The organism is Winogradskya consettensis, from assembly GCF_018332715.1.
Classification (GTDB): Bacteria; Actinomycetota; Actinomycetes; order Mycobacteriales; family Micromonosporaceae; genus Actinoplanes; species Actinoplanes consettensis.
The window spans coordinates 1-15,192 of the sequence record NZ_BOQP01000076.1 but is presented as its reverse complement, the minus strand read 5'-3'; the positions used below and the strand labels follow the sequence as shown (position 1 = coordinate 15,192).

Genomic DNA, 15,192 nt, shown 5'->3' with positions numbered 1-15,192 from the left:
GAGCGGGCAGCCACGACCCCGGCCAGAAACTTGTGGGGGCTTACTCCCACTCGATGGTGCCCGGCGGCTTGGAGGTGACGTCCAGGACGACCCGGTTGACCTCGCGCACCTCGTTGGTGATCCGGTTGGAGATCTTGGCGATCACGTCGTAGGGCAACCGGGACCAGTCGGCGGTCATGGCGTCCTCGGACGAGACGGGCCGCAGGACGACCGGGTGGCCGTAGGTGCGGCCGTCGCCCTGGACGCCGACGCTGCGGACATCGGCGAGCAGGACCACCGGGAACTGCCAGACCGTGCGGTCGAGACCCGCGGCGGTCAGCTCCTCGCGGGCGATGAGGTCGGCGGCGCGCAGGATCTCGAGGCGGTCGCGGTCGACGGCGCCGATGATGCGGATGGCCAGGCCGGGGCCGGGGAACGGGTGGCGCTGGACGATCTCCTCGGGGAGGCCGAGCTCGGCGCCGAGGGCGCGGACCTCGTCCTTGAAGAGGGTGCGGAGCGGCTCGATCAGGGCGAACTGGAGGTCGTCGGGGAGGCCGCCGACGTTGTGGTGGGACTTGATGTTCGCCGTGCCGGTGCCGCCGCCGGACTCGACCACGTCGGGGTAGAGCGTGCCCTGGACGAGGAATTCGATGTGGCGTTCCTCGTCGAGCTCGCGGGCAGCCGACTCGAAGGTGCGGATGAACTCACGGCCGATGATCTTGCGCTTCTGCTCGGGGTCGGTGACGCCCGCGAGGTGGCCGAGGAAGACGTCGGCGGCGTCGACGACCTTGAGCCGGATGCCGGTGGAGGCGACGTAGTCCTTCTCGACCTGCTCGGCCTCGCCCGCGCGCAGCAGGCCGTGGTCGACGAAGACGCAGGTGAGCTGGTCACCGATGGCCTTGTGCACCAGGGCCGCGGCGACCGCCGAGTCGACACCGCCGGAGAGGCCGCAGATGACCTGCTTGTCGCCGACCTGGGCGCGGATCGCGGCCACCTGGTCGTCGATGATGTTGCTCGAGGTCCAGGTGGGCTCGAGGCCGGCGATGTCGTAGAGGAAACGCTTGAGCATCTCCTGGCCCTGCTCCGTGTGCGCCACCTCGGGGTGGAACTGCACGCCGGCGCGGCGGGAGGCGAGGTCCTCGAAGGCGGCGACGGGCGCTCCCGGTGAGGAAGCGGTCACGGTGAAGCCGGCCGGGGGCTCGGCCACGGAGTCGCCGTGCGACATCCAGACCGGCAGGCCTTCGGGGAGCTCACGCAGGAGCGTGCCGGCCTGCGCGGCCGGGGACAGCACCGTGCGGCCGTACTCCCGAGAGCCGGTGTGCGCGACCGTGCCGCCGAGCGCCTGGGCCATGGCCTGGAAGCCGTAGCAGATGCCGAAGACCGGCACCTCGTTGTCGAACAGCGCGGGGTCGAGCGAGGGCGCGCCCGGCTCGTACACACTGGACGGTCCGCCGGAGAGGATGATCGCGGCGGGGTTCTTGGCGAGCATCTCGGCGACGGGCATCGAGTGCGGGACGATCTCGGAGTAGACCCGCGCCTCCCGGACCCGGCGGGCGATCAGCTGGGCGTACTGGGCGCCGAAGTCGACGACTAGAACGGGGCGCGGTGTGCTCATGGACAGCGAGTCTACCGACGTGGGCAGGCGCCCCGAGAGGACCTCAGCGGTACCACTTGCGGACCGGCGTTGAGGTGACATTTCCGGCACGGTCGTACGCGCGTACGCGTACCGAAATGGTCTTGCCGTATCGAGCCGTGGCCACCGCGAACCGGTGTGACGTGCCCGCGTAGGTCTGCACCACCTTGCCGTTGACCTGCAGTTCCATCCGCCGGATGCCGTTGGCGTCGGAGGCCGTGGCGGTGACGTACTTCGTGCCACGGATCTTGCGGGTGCCGTTCGCCGGGCCGTTGGTGATCTTGACGGTCGGAGCCCCGTTGTCGACCCGGAAAGTGCGGGTGGCGCTCGCCACGTTCTCACCGCGGTCGTACGCCTTCAGCCCGAGCGTCACCGAGGCACCACGGATCGCGCCGGAGTCCCACGTGAACGCGTACGGCGACGAGCGGTCCGTACCCACAACCTTGCCGTTCATGAGCAGTTCGACCTTGGCGACGTCGACGTCGTCGGTGGCCCGCGCGGTAACGGCGACCTTGCCCCGGACCAGCGCGCCCGATACCGGCGAGGAGAACGACGTGACCGGCGCCACGGTGTCGTCGGGCAGCGGCATCGACTTCTCGACGGCGAGGGCCCGCCCGGCGTCGACCCGGCCGGAGCCGACCCAGTCTCCGCCGATCTTGACGGCGGTGGATTCCAGCGCGGAGCGGATGGTCGCCGCGTCGGGCTTGGGGGTGGTCGACGCGAGCAGCGCGGCGACCCCGGCGACGAACGGTGTCGCGGAGGAGGTGCCGCAGTACTGGCCGGCGACCTGCCTCATCGACTGGGCGAGGTTGCAGCCGGGGGCAGCGATGTCGACCCAGTCGCTGCCGTAGTTCGACCACGGGTAGCGCTCGTCGCTCGGCGTCGAGCCGCCCACCGCGAGAACCGCGGGGATCGCCGCCGGGTAGTGCCGAACCGTGGTGCCGCTGTTGCCCGCAGCCGCGATGACCAGGGCGCCCCGGGAACTCGCGTACGTGACCGCGTCGGTCAGGATCTGGCTGGGGTCGGCAGCGCCCAGGGAGAGGTTGATGACGTCGGCGCCCTGATCGGCGGCCCAGCGGATGCCCGCACCGATGTCGCTGTAGCTGCCCATTCCGTTGCTGCCGAGCACCTTGACCGGCAGGATCCGGCAGTTCCAGCAGATGCCGGCGACGCCGATCCCGTTGTTGGCGGCTGCCGCGATCACGCCGGCGGCCTGCGTGCCGTGGCCCTCGTCGTCGGTGGCGTCGTTGTCGCCGTTGACGAAATCCCTGCCGGGCAGCAGCCGGCCGGCGAGGTCCGGGATCGCGGTCACGCCGGTGTCCAGCACGGCGACCACGACACCGCTCGCGCCGTGGGTGGTCCCCCAGGCGACGTCGACGCCGGTCCTGGCGATCCCCCATTGGCCCGGGTAAGAAGGGTCGTTCGTGGCCATCCGGGCCATGTGGTCCGGTTCGACATAGGTGACCGCGGGGTCGGCACGCAGCGCCTTCGTGGCCCGGCTCACCTGGTCGGCGGGCACCTCGACGATGGTGGGGGCGCCGGTCCGGTGGCCGACGACCAGGGTGACGGGGTCGGCTGCCGCGGGCGCAGAAACGGCCGGGCTCCCGGAGAGTGCGAGGAGGCCGGCCGTCACCGCGTTCAGAATCATGCGACCAGACTCGGTGCGCTCCGATCCGAAAATCGGACCGCACCGGGTGCGATCAGGTAGCTACCGCTCAGCGCGTGTAGGTGCGCGTCGCGACGTACTTCACGTTGCCCGCGTTGTCGTACGCGCGGATCTGCATCTTCATCGTCTTCGGCTGGCTGGCGGCCTTGAACTTCAGGACGTACCCCGAAGTGGTGTCGGTCGCCTTGACCTTGCCGTTGATCAGAAGTTCGACCTTCTTGATGCCGTTCTTGTCGGACGCGTTCGCCTTGACGGTGACCGTGCCCTTCACCTTCGCCTTGTTCTTCGGGGCGCTGGTGATGCTCACGCTCGGGGTGATGTTGTCGGCAGTGATCCACTTGGTGGTGGACGTCTGGTTGCCGGCCCGGTCGGTCGCCTTGAGCAGGAACGTGACCTTCCCGTTCTTGCCCTTGGTGTCATAGGTGAACTGGTGCGGCGCGGCGTTGTCGCGGGCGACCCACGTGCCGTTGACGTACAGGTCGACGTACTTGACGCCGGACCAGTCGTCGCCGGTGGTGGCCTTGATCGTGACCTTGCCGTGCATGCGCCAGCCGTTGCCCGGCGACGGGATGCTGATCGTCGGCTTGCCCCGGTCGGTGCCCCGGTTGACGGCGGCACCGGCGTTGACCATGCCGTACTTGTTCCACGTGCCGATCTTGCGAGCGGACGAGAACAGCACCTGCTGCAGTGACCAGCTGTTGTAGTCGGGGTGAGCGGACTTGATCAGCCCGGCCACACCGGCCACGATCGGCGACGAGAACGACGTGCCGCTGTAGTCGCTGTTGTACGTGCCGTTCGTCGCCATGGTGGTGACGTACTCGCCAGGAGCGGCGAGGTCGACCCAGCTGTCGCCGTAGTTGGAGAAGTAGACCCGGCTGTCCGAGCGGTACGAGGTAGCGCCGACCGAGACCACGTCCGGCAGCGCCGCCGGGTACATCTTGGCCCCGGTGTTCTCGTTGCCCGCCGCGGCGACGACAAGAACGCCCTTGGAGTTGGCGTACTTCACCGCGTCGGCGACGACCTGGCTGTAACCGTCGAGGCCGATGGACAGGTTGATGATCTGCGCGCCGACGTTGCTCGCGTAGGTGATGCCCTTGGCGATGTCGCTGGCGTAGCCCATCCCGTCGGCGTTGAGCACCTTGACCGGGATGATCGTGCAGCTCCAGCAGGCACCGGCCATGCCGGCGCCGTTGTTGCCCCGGGCCGCGATGAGCGAGGAGACGGCGGTGCCGTGTCCGTTGTCATCCGTGGTGTTGCCCGTGTTGGCCCAGTAGTTGTAGCCACCGGCAACCGCGCCGGTGAGGTCGCCGACCTTGGCCACGCCGGTGTCGACCACAGCGATCTTGATGGCGGAACCGGTGGTCTTGGACCACGCCGTCGGCCACTTGACCTGGTCGGCCTCGGGCTGGTTGCCGTTGGTGTACTCCGGGTCGTTCGGCACCACGTCGGCCACGTGGGCCTTACCGTCAACCTCGACGTACGCGACGCTCGGGTCGCGCCGCAGCACGGCGGCCACAGCGGCCTGACGCGACGCGGGCACCTCGATGGTCTGGACGCCCAGCGGCGCGAGGGCCGCCTTCGCCTCGGCGGCCAGGTTGGTGAACTTGGCGCCCAGGGCGGACGCAGTGTGTGCCGATGCCGTGGTGTCGGCACCGGCCTTGAAACCGATGATCAGGCGGACCGGCGCTTCGCCCGCCGTTGCCACCGTAGGCGCCACGGCCGAGGCCGCGATGACTCCGATGGACAGCGCTCCGACGACCAGGCGTCGTGCGACATGCTTCTTCAAGCCGTGCCTCCCCGTTGGATCCGCTCGCCCGGCGGATCGCGGCGGTCAGCTTAAGACGGATTTCATGTTTGGCCAGTCCCTGTTCCACCAAGCGAGATCTTGGGTCATTGAGCTGCTTGAAAGTGTCGCCTACTGTTCCATCATGCGGACAAAGACGATCTTGTGGACGGCGGCGGCAGCGGTTGTCGTGCTTCTGCTCGCCGGAGCGGGCATCACCTTCGCCCTCCGCAGCGGCGACGACAAGCCCGCGGCGAACGCGGCGCCCAGCTCCGCGCCGCCCGCGGCGTCCCCGGTCCCGTCCGCCACTCCTTCGCCGTCGCCCGGTTCCGACATCACCGGGCCGCTCGACCTGCTGCTGCTCGGAGTGGACACCCGGGTCTCCGTGCCGGACTGGCAGCCGCACTCGGACTCCATCATGTTGCTGCACGTCGACGCCGGGCTCAAGACCGCATATCTCACGTCACTGCCCCGCGACCTCCGCGTCGATATCCCAGCCTTCGCCAAGAACGGATATCCCGGCGGACGGCACAAACTGACCGAGGCGATGGCGTACGGCGCCCGGGTGAAAGGCACCGACAAGGCCAACGTGCCGCAGGGCTACGAGCTGCTCGCCAACACGATCAGCGCGTACACCGGGATCAAGAAATTCGACGCCGGCGCGGTGCTGACCTTCGGCGGCCTCGCCAAGCTGACCGACGCGCTCGGAGGCGTGACGCTCACCATCGACCAGAAGGTCGTGTCGCACCACCGCAAGCCCGACGGCAGCATGCGGCCGCTCAAGGCGGGCGGCGGCGACTACGTAGGACCACAGGCCGTTTACCTTCCGGGTACGCGCACGCTGGTCGGCTGGCAGGCGATCGACTACGCCCGGCAGCGGTACGGGCTCCCGAACGGCGACTACGACCGCACCCGGCACCAGCGCCAGCTCGTCAGGGCGCTGCTCACCAAGGCTGAGACCTCAGGGCTCGCCACCGATTCGAGCAAACTGCAGGCCGTGATCACCGCGCTCGGCGACTCGCTGCTGCTGACCGGGTCACGATCCGCTGTTGAGTACGCGTACGCGCTGCGCGACCTGACCCCGGCGTCCATCAAGCTCGTCGACCTGCCTGGCGACTCGGTGACCAGTGGCGGCGGTTACGTCGGCGAGCAGCTCGGCGCGGAGGGCCGGGCGTACCTGAAAGCCGTCGCCGCCGGCAGGCCCGGGGCGTTCCTCGCCGACCATCCCAAGCTGATCAATAAGTAGGGCGGTAGCTCCCGGAGAGCCAGACCTCGAAGAACTCGCCGAGCTTCTGACCGGAGATCCGCTCCGCGGCGGCGATGAAGTCCGCAGTGGTGACGTTGCCGTTCGCGTGCGTCCTCGTCCAGGACCGCAGCAGCTTGAAGAACGAGGTGTCGCCGATCCTGGTACGCAGTGCGTGCAGCGCCATCGCACCCCGCTCGTACGGGCCGGACGAGAGCAGCCCGTCCGGCCCCGGATCCTCGGCGGGCAGCACCTGCCAGGGGTAGTTGGTGTACTGCTCGTGGACCGTCTGCTCGACCGTCGGGCCGCCTTCGTGCTCGAGCCACAGCCATTCGGCGTAGGTGGCGAAGCCCTCGCTCAGCCAGAAATCCTGCCAGCGGGTCAGCGACACGCTGTTGCCGAACCACTGGTGGGCCAGCTCGTGCGCGATCACGGCGGTGTTCTGACGCGACGTGCCGTCGAGCGCGTGCCGGCTGTACACCGGCCGGGTCTGGGTCTCCAGGCCCGAGTCGAGCCCGGGGTCGTCGATCACCACCCCGCCGTACGCGTTGAACGGGTACGGCCCGAACCGCTTCTCGAGCCAGTCCGCGATCTCCCCGGTGCGGGCGAGCGCGCGGGCCGCGGGCGCGTTCGGGGACATCGTGGCCGGCACCGCGGTGATCATGGGTTTTCCCTGATGGGAACCGGTCGTGACGCGGTATTTACCGATCGCCACGAAGGCCAGATAGGTCGCCATCGGAGCCGCCTGCGACCAGCGCCACGTGGTCCGGCCGTCCCTGCTGGTCGACCGGCCCGGGATGCCGTTGCTGATCGCGGTGAGCCCCTCCGGAACGGTCATCTCCAGCGCGAACGCCGCCTTGTCGGCCGGGTGGTCGTTCGCGGGGAACCAGGCGCCGGCGGAGAACGGTTCGCCCAGGGCGTACGTTCCCCTGGCGGACCTGTGCCACCCGCCCGGACCGACGACGGGGGTCTTGATCTCCTGCGGTGTGCCGCCGTAGTTGACGACGACGGTGAACTTCTTGCCACGCTTGATGCCGACCGGCGCCGTGACGGCCACTTCGGCGCCGGCCGCACCGGTGACAGCGGCGAGTCCGTTGACGGTGACCTCGCGGACGGTCAGGCCGGTGAGGTCGAGGTGGAAGCTCGACAGGTTCTGCGTGGCGGTGGCGGTGATGGTCGCGGTGCCGTCGAGTCGGCCGGATCGCGGTTCGTAACGCAGCTTCAGGTCGTATCTGCCCACGTCATAGCCGCCGTTGCCGGCCGACGGGAAGTAGGGGTCACCGATGCCCGGACTTCCCGGGGAGAAAACGACGGGTTGCGGGCTGGCGGGCATGACCGGCACCGGTGCGTCGCCGGCTGAACAGCCGGCGAGCATCAGGACCAGGGCACCCGCCACCACGACTCGCACATAGAAATAGACGCCGCTAGGGGCGCGCTGGTTGAGTACGACTTTCCAGCCAGGCCCGGAAAAAGGACGTCAGGTCCTTCCCGGATGCCCTTTCGGCCGCCGCGATGAAATCCGCGGTCGTGGCGTTGCCGTCGCGGTGCTCGGCCGGCCACGACTTCAGGAGAGCGAAGAACGCCTGGTCACCAATGGTTTTGCGGAGCGCGTGCACGGCCATCGCCCCGCGCTGGTAGACGGCGTCGCCGAAGATCTTGTCCGCGCCGGGATCGCCCGTCGGCGTCTTCCAGTCGAAGTCCCGATATGCCCGATCGAACGCCTGCTGCGTAGTTTCCTCACCCTTGTGCTCCTGCCAGAGCCATTCCGCGTACGTTGCGAAGCCCTCGTTCAGCCAGATGTCCTGCCAGCGTTCGAGGGCCACGCTGTCGCCGTACCACTGGTGGGCCAGTTCGTGCGCGACGACCGTCGGGTTGCTCCGCTCCCGGAAGAAGACGTTGCCGTAGACGGGGCGGGACTGGGTCTCGAGGGCGTAGCCGACGCGGTTGTCGTCGATCACCACGCCGCCGTACGCGTCGAACGGATAGGGCCCGAAGAGAGTGACCAGATAGTCGGCGATCTCCCCGGTCAGAGCCATGGACTGCGCGGCCGGGCCGTCCGCCGGCAGCGAGTCGGGAATCGCGATCACCATCGGCTTGCCGTCATGGGTCGAGCTCTGCACCCGGTACTGTCCGATGACGACGGTCGCCAGATAGCTGGCCATCGGCTTGTTCTCGCTCCATCGCCAGGTGGTCCAGCCGGCCGCGGAGCTGCGCTCGCCCGCGACCCCGTTGCTGATCGCCTCCACCCCGTCGGGCACGGCCATGGCCAGGGCAAACGTCGCCTTGTCACTGGGGTGGTCGTTCACCGGGAACCACGTGCTCGCCGATTCCGGCTGCCCCAATGCAAAAGCGCCATCCTTGGTACGCAGCCAGCCGCCCACGCCGAGCGCATCGTTGGTCAGAGGTGCGGGCTTGCCCCCGTAATCGACGACCACGGTGAAGCCGGTCCCCTTGACGATCCCGGCGGCCGGAGTCACCACGAGTTCGTTCCCGTCAGCCTTGCTCGTCGCCGGCTGCCCACCAACGGTCACCTTGCTCGCGACGAGCGTCGCCAGGTCGAAGTGGAAACTCGACAGGTCCTGCGTGGCGGTGGCCGTGATCGTGGCAGTGCCGTCGAGCTGCCCCGACGCGGGGTCGTAGCGCAGGTTCAGGTCGTACCCGGCGACGTCGTACCCGCCGTTGCCGTAGGTCGGGAAGTACGGGTCACCGGCACCCTCGGCGCCCGGCGTGAAGCTCGCCGCTGCTGTCGGCGCTTTCGCTGATTCGCTCGAAGTCGCCGCCGGCTTGTCCTGCGACGCCGTGCACCCGCCGATCGCAAGCACGACGATGCTCGCCGCCGCGATTCCTGCCCGCATGTAACCGCTCCCCCGCTCGTCACGTCCGTACGAGGCTACGTCGCCCTGACTCAGCCCTTCCCTTCCGGAGGCGGTCGATGTCAGTATCCTGACACCTATGACCGATCACCAGGCCACCATCGAGCCCCGGGGCGAGTTCGAGCTCTCCCGCGCGATCACCTTCCTCGAGGAATGGCCGGCCACCCAGCTGCCGGCAAACGGCAGTGACCTGCGCTTCTCCTACTGCTCGGAGAGCGACTGGCAGCCCGTCGACATCCGCGTCTCACAATCCGGCCGCAAGGTCGACCTGACGATGACCGCCCCGGTCGAGGACGAGGTAGCCAGAATCCTCTCGCTGGACATCGACGGCACACCCCTCACCGACATCGCCGGCCGCGACCCGGTCGTGGCCCGCCTGCTCGCCGCGGCCCCGGGACTGCGACCGGTCTGCTTCTGGACCCCGTGGGAGGCGGCCTGCTGGGCGGTCCTGTCCCAGCGCACGTCGAGGCGCACGGCAACAGCCCACAAACAACGCATCACCAGCGAGCTCGGTACGCGCTCCGCGTTCCCATCACCCCAGGTGATCCTGGAGGCGCAGGCCCTGCCCGGCGTCAACCCCGTCAAACTGGAACGCCTGCACGCCCTGGCCGCAGCGGCGCTCGACGGAACACTCACCACCAAGGCACTACGCGCGGTCCCCGCAGACGTTGCCCTGGCCACCCTGCAGGAGCTCCCCGGAATCGGCCCCTTCTCCGCGGACCTGATCCTCATCCGCGGAGCCGGCTCCCCCGACATCGCCCCCACGACCGAGCCCCGCCTGCTCACCGCGATCCAGCACGCCTACGAGCTCGCGGAACCCCCGACGCCCGCCGAGTTCCGGGCCATCACCGACGCCTGGCAGCCCCTCCGCTCCTGGGTCTCCTTCTTCTTCCGCGCGATCCCGCTCCCGGCTTGACAGCACAGATAATCTGATCCTCCGTATCTCCGGCCAGCCGTGAGTCGCGAGGGGGCCCCTGCCCTCTCGACACTCAGGAGCCGTCATGCGCCGGGCGCCCGCCCTCTCCTTCCTGCTCGTCACCGTCTTTCTCGACCTGCTCAGCCTGGGCCTGATCGTGCCGATCGTCCCGGCCCTGCTGACCGCGGTCACCGGGGACGCCTCCGACGCGGTCCGCTGGTCCGGCCTGCTCGGCTCGACGTACGGCCTGCTGCAATTCGTCGTCGCACCGCTGCTGGGACAACTCTCCGACCGGTACGGCCGCCGACCGGTCCTGCTCACCTCGCTGACCTGCCTCGGCGTCGACTGGCTGGCCCACGCGATCTCCCCGGACCCGTGGACGCTGCTGATCTTCCACGCCCTGGCCGGCGCCTGCGCGGGCACGAACACCGTGGTCAACGCGTACGTCGCGGACGTCACCGGACCCCGTGGCCGGGCTCGTGCGTACGCATTGATCGGTGCCGCCTTCAGCTGCGGCTTCGTAGCCGGCCCCACCATCGGCGGCCTGCTGGGAGCGGTGGACGTACGCCTGCCGTTCTTCGCCGCAGCCGCCCTGTGCTTCACCAACGTCGCGTACGGCTGGTTCGTCCTCCCCGAATCCCGCCCCGGCGACCGGACAACCCCACTGACCCTGCGAACGGCCAACCCCGTCGCGGCCCTCACGGCAGTCCTACGCCGCCCCACCCTCGGCCGCCTGGCCCACGCCCGCCTCTACAGCGATATCGCCCGCATGATCCACCAGTCAACCTGGGCCTTCTACCTGACCACCCAATTCACCTGGTCCACCACCCACATAGGCCTGGTAATGGCCACCGCCGCCCTGTCCGGCGCCCTCTACCAATCCACAGCGGTCGCCCCGATCATCAACCGCCTGGGCACAAAAAAAGCCGCTGTAAGCGGCGCCCTGCTGACCGCAGCCTCCCTGGCCGGCACGGCATTCACCACCACCCCGGCCCAGCTCTACACCATGCAGGCAGTAGCCATCCTCAGCTCATTCGGCACCGCGGCATCCCAATCCTGGATCTCCGCCACAGCCCGCCCCTCCGAACAAGGCACCACTCAAGGCGCCCTGACCGCGATAGGCGCAATAGCTGAAACCCTGGTCCCGATCACCGCCGCCGCGGCCTTCGCCTGGTCCCTGACCCACGCAACCCCGGGCCTACCCTTCGCCGCCGCGGCAGCCCTGACCGCCGCGTCAGCCCTCCTACTGTCCACAACCGACCGAGTCCCGGCCCATAAGTAAACGCGAAAGGCGGGGAATGCCTCAGGCATTCCCCGCCCCCGAACCAAGAATCTACTTATCCAGAACGAGCGCCACTTTCTGGAACTCTTTAACGTCGCTGTATCCACACTTGGCCATGGCCCGCTTGAGACCGCCGAACAGGTTCAGCTGCCCATCAGCCCGAGACGCCGGCCCGTAGAGCAGCTCCTCCATCGTCCCGTCCGGCTCGCCGGCGATGCAGAATCCGCCGCGGGGAAGGCTCGGGTGAGAAGCGGCCGAGTGCCACCAGGCTCCGCCGGCCGGGGCGCCCTCAGCCAAGGAGAGGGGCTCGCCGAGCATGACGGCGTCAGCGCCGCAGCCGATTGCCTTCGCGATGTCGCCGGAGGTGGAGATGCCTCCGTCGGCGATGAGGTGGACGTAGCGGCCGCCGGTTTCGTCGAGGTAGTCGCGACGGGCCGCGGCGGCGTCGGCGATCGCGGTTGCCATCGGGACCCGGATGCCGAGGACGGTGTCCGTTGTGGACCACTCGTCCGCGCCGATGCCGACGATGACGCCTGCCGCGCCGGTGCGCATGAGGTGCAGGGCGGTCTTGTAGTCGGTGCAGCCGCCGACGATGACGGGGAGGTCGAGGTCGGCGATGAATTCTTTGAGGTTGAGGGGCTCGTCGGTGGTGGAGACGTGCTCCGCGCTGACCAGCGTGCCCTGGATGACGAGCAGGTCGACGCCCGCGTCGAGGATCACCGGGGCGAGCTGGAGGGTGTGCTGCGGGGAGACGCGGACCGCGACGGTGATGCCGCCCTCGCGCATGGTGCGGACGCGCTCGGCGATCAGCTCGGGGCGGATCGGCTCGGCGTAGACCTCTTGGAGGCGCTTGGTGGCGTCGGCTTCCTCATCGAGGGAGGCGAGCTCTTCGAGGATCTTGCTCGGGTCCTCGTAGCGGGTCCAGAGGCCTTCGGCGTTGAGCACGCCCAGGCCACCGAGGCGACCGAGGGCGATGGCCGAGGCCGGGCTCATGGTCGCGTCCGACGGGTGCGCGACGCAGGGGATCCGGAACGGGTAGGCGTCCACCTTCCAGTCGGTGGAAACGTCTTCCACGTCCCGGGTGCGGCGGCTGGGGACGATCGCGATGTCGTCCAGGTGATACCCGCGCTGGGCCGTCTTGCCCAAGCCGATCTCCACCACGTCGCGCATGTCAGTGACCTCTTTGTTTTTTTAGCGGGAGTGGTAGTTGGGGGCTTCGACCGTCATCTGGATGTCGTGCGGGTGGCTCTCCTTCAGACCCGCAGCGGTAATCCTGATGAGCTGACCCTTCTGCTGCAAGTCGGGGATCGTCTCGGCGCCCGCGTATCCCATGGCGAGCCGGAGCCCGCCGACGAGCTGCTGCGCGACCCGGGACAGCGGGCCCCGGTAGGGCACCTGGCCCTCGACACCCTCGGGGACCAGCTTCTCCTCAGCCACGTCGTGCTGGAAGTAGCGGTCCTTGGAGTACGACTTGGCCTGGCCGCGCGACTGCATGGCACCGAGCGAGCCCATGCCGCGGTAGGACTTGTACTGCTTGCCGTTGACGAAGATCAGGTCGCCGGGGCTCTCCTCGGAGCCGGCCAGCAGGCCGCCGAGCATGATCGAGTCGGCACCGGCCACGATCGCCTTGGCGATGTCGCCGGAATACTGGATGCCGCCGTCCGCGATGACCGGGACACCGGCGGGCTTGCAGGCGCGGGCGGCCTCCATCACAGCCGTGATCTGCGGCACGCCGACACCGGCGACGATGCGGGTGGTGCAGATCGCACCGGGCCCGACGCCGACCTTGACCGCGTCGGCACCGGCCTCGACCATCGCCTTGGCACCGGCGTAGGTCGCGACGTTACCGCCCACGATGTCGATCGTGGCGTCCTTCTTCAGCCGGGCGATCATGTCGAGCACCTGGCGCTGGTGGCCGTGCGAGGTGTCCACGATGAGCACATCGACGCCGGCCTCGATCAGGCCGCGCGCGCGCTTGTAGGACTCGTCACCGACACCGATCGCGGCGGCGACCCGGAGCCGGCCCTGCGCGTCCTTGGTGGCGTTGGGGTGCTGCTCGGTCTTGACGAAGTCCTTGACCGTGATCAGCCCGCGCAGGTGACCGCCACCGTCGACCAGCGGAAGCTTCTCGACCTTGTGCTGCTGGAGCAGTGCCAGGGCCGCTTCCTTGCTGACGCCGACCTCGGCGGTGACCAGCGGCATCTTCGTCATGACGTCGCGCACCTTGGCGGAGTCGTCGGTGACGAAGCGCATGTCGCGGTTGGTGACGATGCCCACGAGCACGCCCTCACCGTCGACCACGGGCACACCGGAGATGCGGTAACGACCACAGAGCTGGTCGACCTCACGCAGGGTGTCGTCGGGGCTGCACGTGACCGGGTTGGTGATCATCCCGGACTCGGAGCGCTTGACCAGGTCGACCTGGGCCGCCTGGTCCTCGGGCGAAAGGTTGCGGTGCAGCACGCCGATGCCGCCCTCGCGGGCCATGGCGATCGCCATCTTCGCCTCGGTCACCGTGTCCATCGCGGCGGACAGCAACGGGATCGAAAGCTCGATGTTGCGAGACATCCGGGTGACCGTGTTGACCCGGCTCGGCACGATGTCCGATTCGCCTGGCTGGAGCAGGACGTCGTCGAACGTGAGACCGAGAGGAACCGTGCGCGCGGAGTCGTTTTCCACAGATCATCCCTACAGGAGAGGCCGAGTGTTACATCCTACCCATCGTCAAGTCGTTACCCGTGGGGACGGACAGCAGGTGCGGGCCAGCACACATTGCCCTCAGGTGGGTACGGTAGACATCGTGCAGGAAGAGCCGATCGACCCGTTCAACGGCGACCCCGCCGACCCGGCCGCGGGACTCGACGACCTCTCGGAGGACGCCGAGCAGGAACCGCTGACCGAGGCCGAGCGGCAGGACGTCCTCGAGGACCTCTCCGACCTGGAGATTTACCAGGCGTTGCTCAGTCCTACAGGCATCCGCGGGCTGGTGATCGAGTGCGAGGACTGCCACGAGCCGCACTACTTCGACTGGGATCTGCTCCGGGGCAACCTGCGGCATCTGCTCTCGTCGGGGCGGCCGCGCGTCCACGAGCCCGCCTACGACCCGGATCCGGACCATTACGTCACGTGGGAATATGCGCGCGGTTACGCAGATGGCGTCCACGACACCCTCACCGAGGGCACGGACGACGACGCCAGCTAGGTCCGGTCGCTCCGCAAGAGCACGCAGGCACGGCTCGGTGGTCTGCAGAATCGAGCGCAACTCGGCTCGGCGGCCTGTGAGACCCGGCGCAACACGGCTCGGCGGTCTGTAAGACCCGGCGCAACTCGGCTCCGTGGCCTGCAAGACCGACCATCACACAGCTCCGTGGTCTGTTAGACCCAGCGCAACACAGCTCCGTGGCCTGCAAAACCGTGCGCAACACAGCTCCGTGGCCCGTAAGACACAGCGCAACACAGCTCGGTGGGCTGTGAAACCGAGCGCAACACAGCTCCGTGGGTCTGTGGGGCAACCATCCACCGCGTTGGATCCTGAACGCCGTGAGTGACAAACCGAGCGCGAGCTGAGCTGGGTGGGTTTGTAGAAACCACGCGAAGCGGGGTGGATCTGTGGATAAGCGAGCGGAGCTGGGCTGGGTGGGTTTGTAACTGGTCTCCCTGAGTTGCTGGCCTCGCTTCGCTCGGCGGGCACTTCGCCCCTGGGAGTCGATGTCGAGGGTGCCAAAAAGCAGACCACGGAAAAGGCGCCGTGGTCTGCTTTTTGGCACCCTCGACATCGACGGGCGAAGTGCGGTGCCGGTCAACTGGGTGGATCTGT

11 protein-coding genes are annotated in these 15,192 nt (G+C 68.5%); 4 read left to right on the top strand and 7 right to left on the bottom strand.

Going from position 1 to position 15,192, the window contains the following annotated elements:
• Window positions 1-40 precede the first annotated feature (40 nt).
• The 3 genes from guaA to Aco04nite_RS47250 all read right to left on the bottom strand — a co-directional run bounded on the left by guaA (window position 41) and on the right by Aco04nite_RS47250 (window position 5,064).
• Window positions 41-1,594: a glutamine-hydrolyzing GMP synthase gene (gene guaA, locus Aco04nite_RS47260; protein WP_213003706.1), complete on the bottom strand. Its 1,554-nt coding sequence runs from the start codon at window positions 1,592-1,594 to the stop codon at window positions 41-43.
• Window positions 1,595-1,637: 43 nt separating this feature from the next.
• Window positions 1,638-3,260 (bottom strand): S8 family serine peptidase, encoded by a 1,623-nt coding sequence (locus Aco04nite_RS47255; RefSeq protein WP_213003705.1) that lies wholly within the window; start codon window positions 3,258-3,260, stop codon window positions 1,638-1,640.
• Between the two features lie 67 nt (window positions 3,261-3,327).
• Window positions 3,328-5,064 (bottom strand): S8 family serine peptidase, encoded by a 1,737-nt coding sequence (locus Aco04nite_RS47250; protein ID WP_213003704.1) that lies wholly within the window; start codon window positions 5,062-5,064, stop codon window positions 3,328-3,330.
• A 142-nt stretch (window positions 5,065-5,206) separates the two neighbouring features.
• Between Aco04nite_RS47250 and Aco04nite_RS47245 the strand changes: the two genes are divergently transcribed.
• A complete protein-coding gene (locus Aco04nite_RS47245; protein ID WP_213003703.1) occupies window positions 5,207-6,307 on the top strand; it encodes an LCP family protein in 1,101 nt (366 codons plus the stop codon).
• On the opposite strand, the gene Aco04nite_RS47240 is transcribed toward Aco04nite_RS47245, so the two are convergent.
• Window positions 6,297-7,679 (bottom strand): M1 family metallopeptidase, encoded by a 1,383-nt coding sequence (locus Aco04nite_RS47240; RefSeq protein WP_213003707.1) that lies wholly within the window; start codon window positions 7,677-7,679, stop codon window positions 6,297-6,299. The two genes, Aco04nite_RS47245 and Aco04nite_RS47240, sit on opposite strands and share 11 nt — an antisense overlap.
• Window positions 7,680-7,728: 49 nt before the next feature.
• Window positions 7,729-9,159 carry a M1 family metallopeptidase gene (locus Aco04nite_RS47235; RefSeq protein WP_213003702.1) on the bottom strand — a complete coding sequence of 477 codons (1,431 nt, stop codon included), beginning with the start codon at window positions 9,157-9,159 and terminating at the stop codon, window positions 7,729-7,731.
• 97 nt (window positions 9,160-9,256) lie between these two features.
• Between Aco04nite_RS47235 and Aco04nite_RS47230 the strand changes: the two genes are divergently transcribed.
• On the top strand, window positions 9,257-10,093 hold the full coding sequence (locus Aco04nite_RS47230) for a DNA-3-methyladenine glycosylase family protein (protein WP_213003701.1): 837 nt from the start codon (window positions 9,257-9,259) through the stop codon (window positions 10,091-10,093).
• An 85-nt stretch (window positions 10,094-10,178) separates the two neighbouring features.
• Entirely contained in the window at window positions 10,179-11,375 is a 1,197-nt protein-coding gene (locus Aco04nite_RS47225) for an MFS transporter (RefSeq protein WP_213003700.1), read from the top strand.
• 51 nt (window positions 11,376-11,426) lie between these two features.
• Here the strand turns inward: Aco04nite_RS47225 and Aco04nite_RS47220 are convergent, their stop codons facing one another.
• Both Aco04nite_RS47220 and guaB read right to left on the bottom strand, forming a co-directional pair.
• Entirely contained in the window at window positions 11,427-12,545 is a 1,119-nt protein-coding gene (locus Aco04nite_RS47220; RefSeq protein WP_203836335.1) for a GuaB3 family IMP dehydrogenase-related protein, read from the bottom strand.
• Between the two features lie 21 nt (window positions 12,546-12,566).
• Entirely contained in the window at window positions 12,567-14,054 is a 1,488-nt protein-coding gene (gene guaB, locus Aco04nite_RS47215) for an IMP dehydrogenase (RefSeq protein WP_213003699.1), read from the bottom strand.
• 121 nt (window positions 14,055-14,175) lie between these two features.
• On the opposite strand from guaB, the gene Aco04nite_RS47210 reads away from it, so the two are divergent.
• Window positions 14,176-14,577: a DUF5319 domain-containing protein gene (locus Aco04nite_RS47210; protein WP_203836489.1), complete on the top strand. Its 402-nt coding sequence runs from the start codon at window positions 14,176-14,178 to the stop codon at window positions 14,575-14,577.
• The last annotated feature ends 615 nt before the right edge of the window (window positions 14,578-15,192 follow it).

Bases quoted from the DNA above. Each gene is read 5' to 3' on its own strand.
- Aco04nite_RS47220 (WP_203836335.1), bottom strand. From the start codon at position 12,545: ATGCGCGACGTGGTGGAGATCGGCTTGGGCAAGACGGCCCAGCGCGGG.
- Aco04nite_RS47240 (WP_213003707.1), bottom strand. From the start codon at position 7,679: ATGCTCGCCGGCTGTTCAGCCGGCGACGCACCGGTGCCGGTCATGCCC.
- Aco04nite_RS47230 (WP_213003701.1), top strand. From the start codon at position 9,257: ATGACCGATCACCAGGCCACCATCGAGCCCCGGGGCGAGTTCGAGCTC.
- Aco04nite_RS47225 (WP_213003700.1), top strand. From the start codon at position 10,179: ATGCGCCGGGCGCCCGCCCTCTCCTTCCTGCTCGTCACCGTCTTTCTC.
- Aco04nite_RS47235 (WP_213003702.1), bottom strand. From the start codon at position 9,159: ATGCGGGCAGGAATCGCGGCGGCGAGCATCGTCGTGCTTGCGATCGGC.
- Aco04nite_RS47255 (WP_213003705.1), bottom strand. From the start codon at position 3,260: ATGATTCTGAACGCGGTGACGGCCGGCCTCCTCGCACTCTCCGGGAGC.
- guaA (WP_213003706.1), bottom strand. From the start codon at position 1,594: ATGAGCACACCGCGCCCCGTTCTAGTCGTCGACTTCGGCGCCCAGTAC.
- Aco04nite_RS47245 (WP_213003703.1), top strand. From the start codon at position 5,207: ATGCGGACAAAGACGATCTTGTGGACGGCGGCGGCAGCGGTTGTCGTG.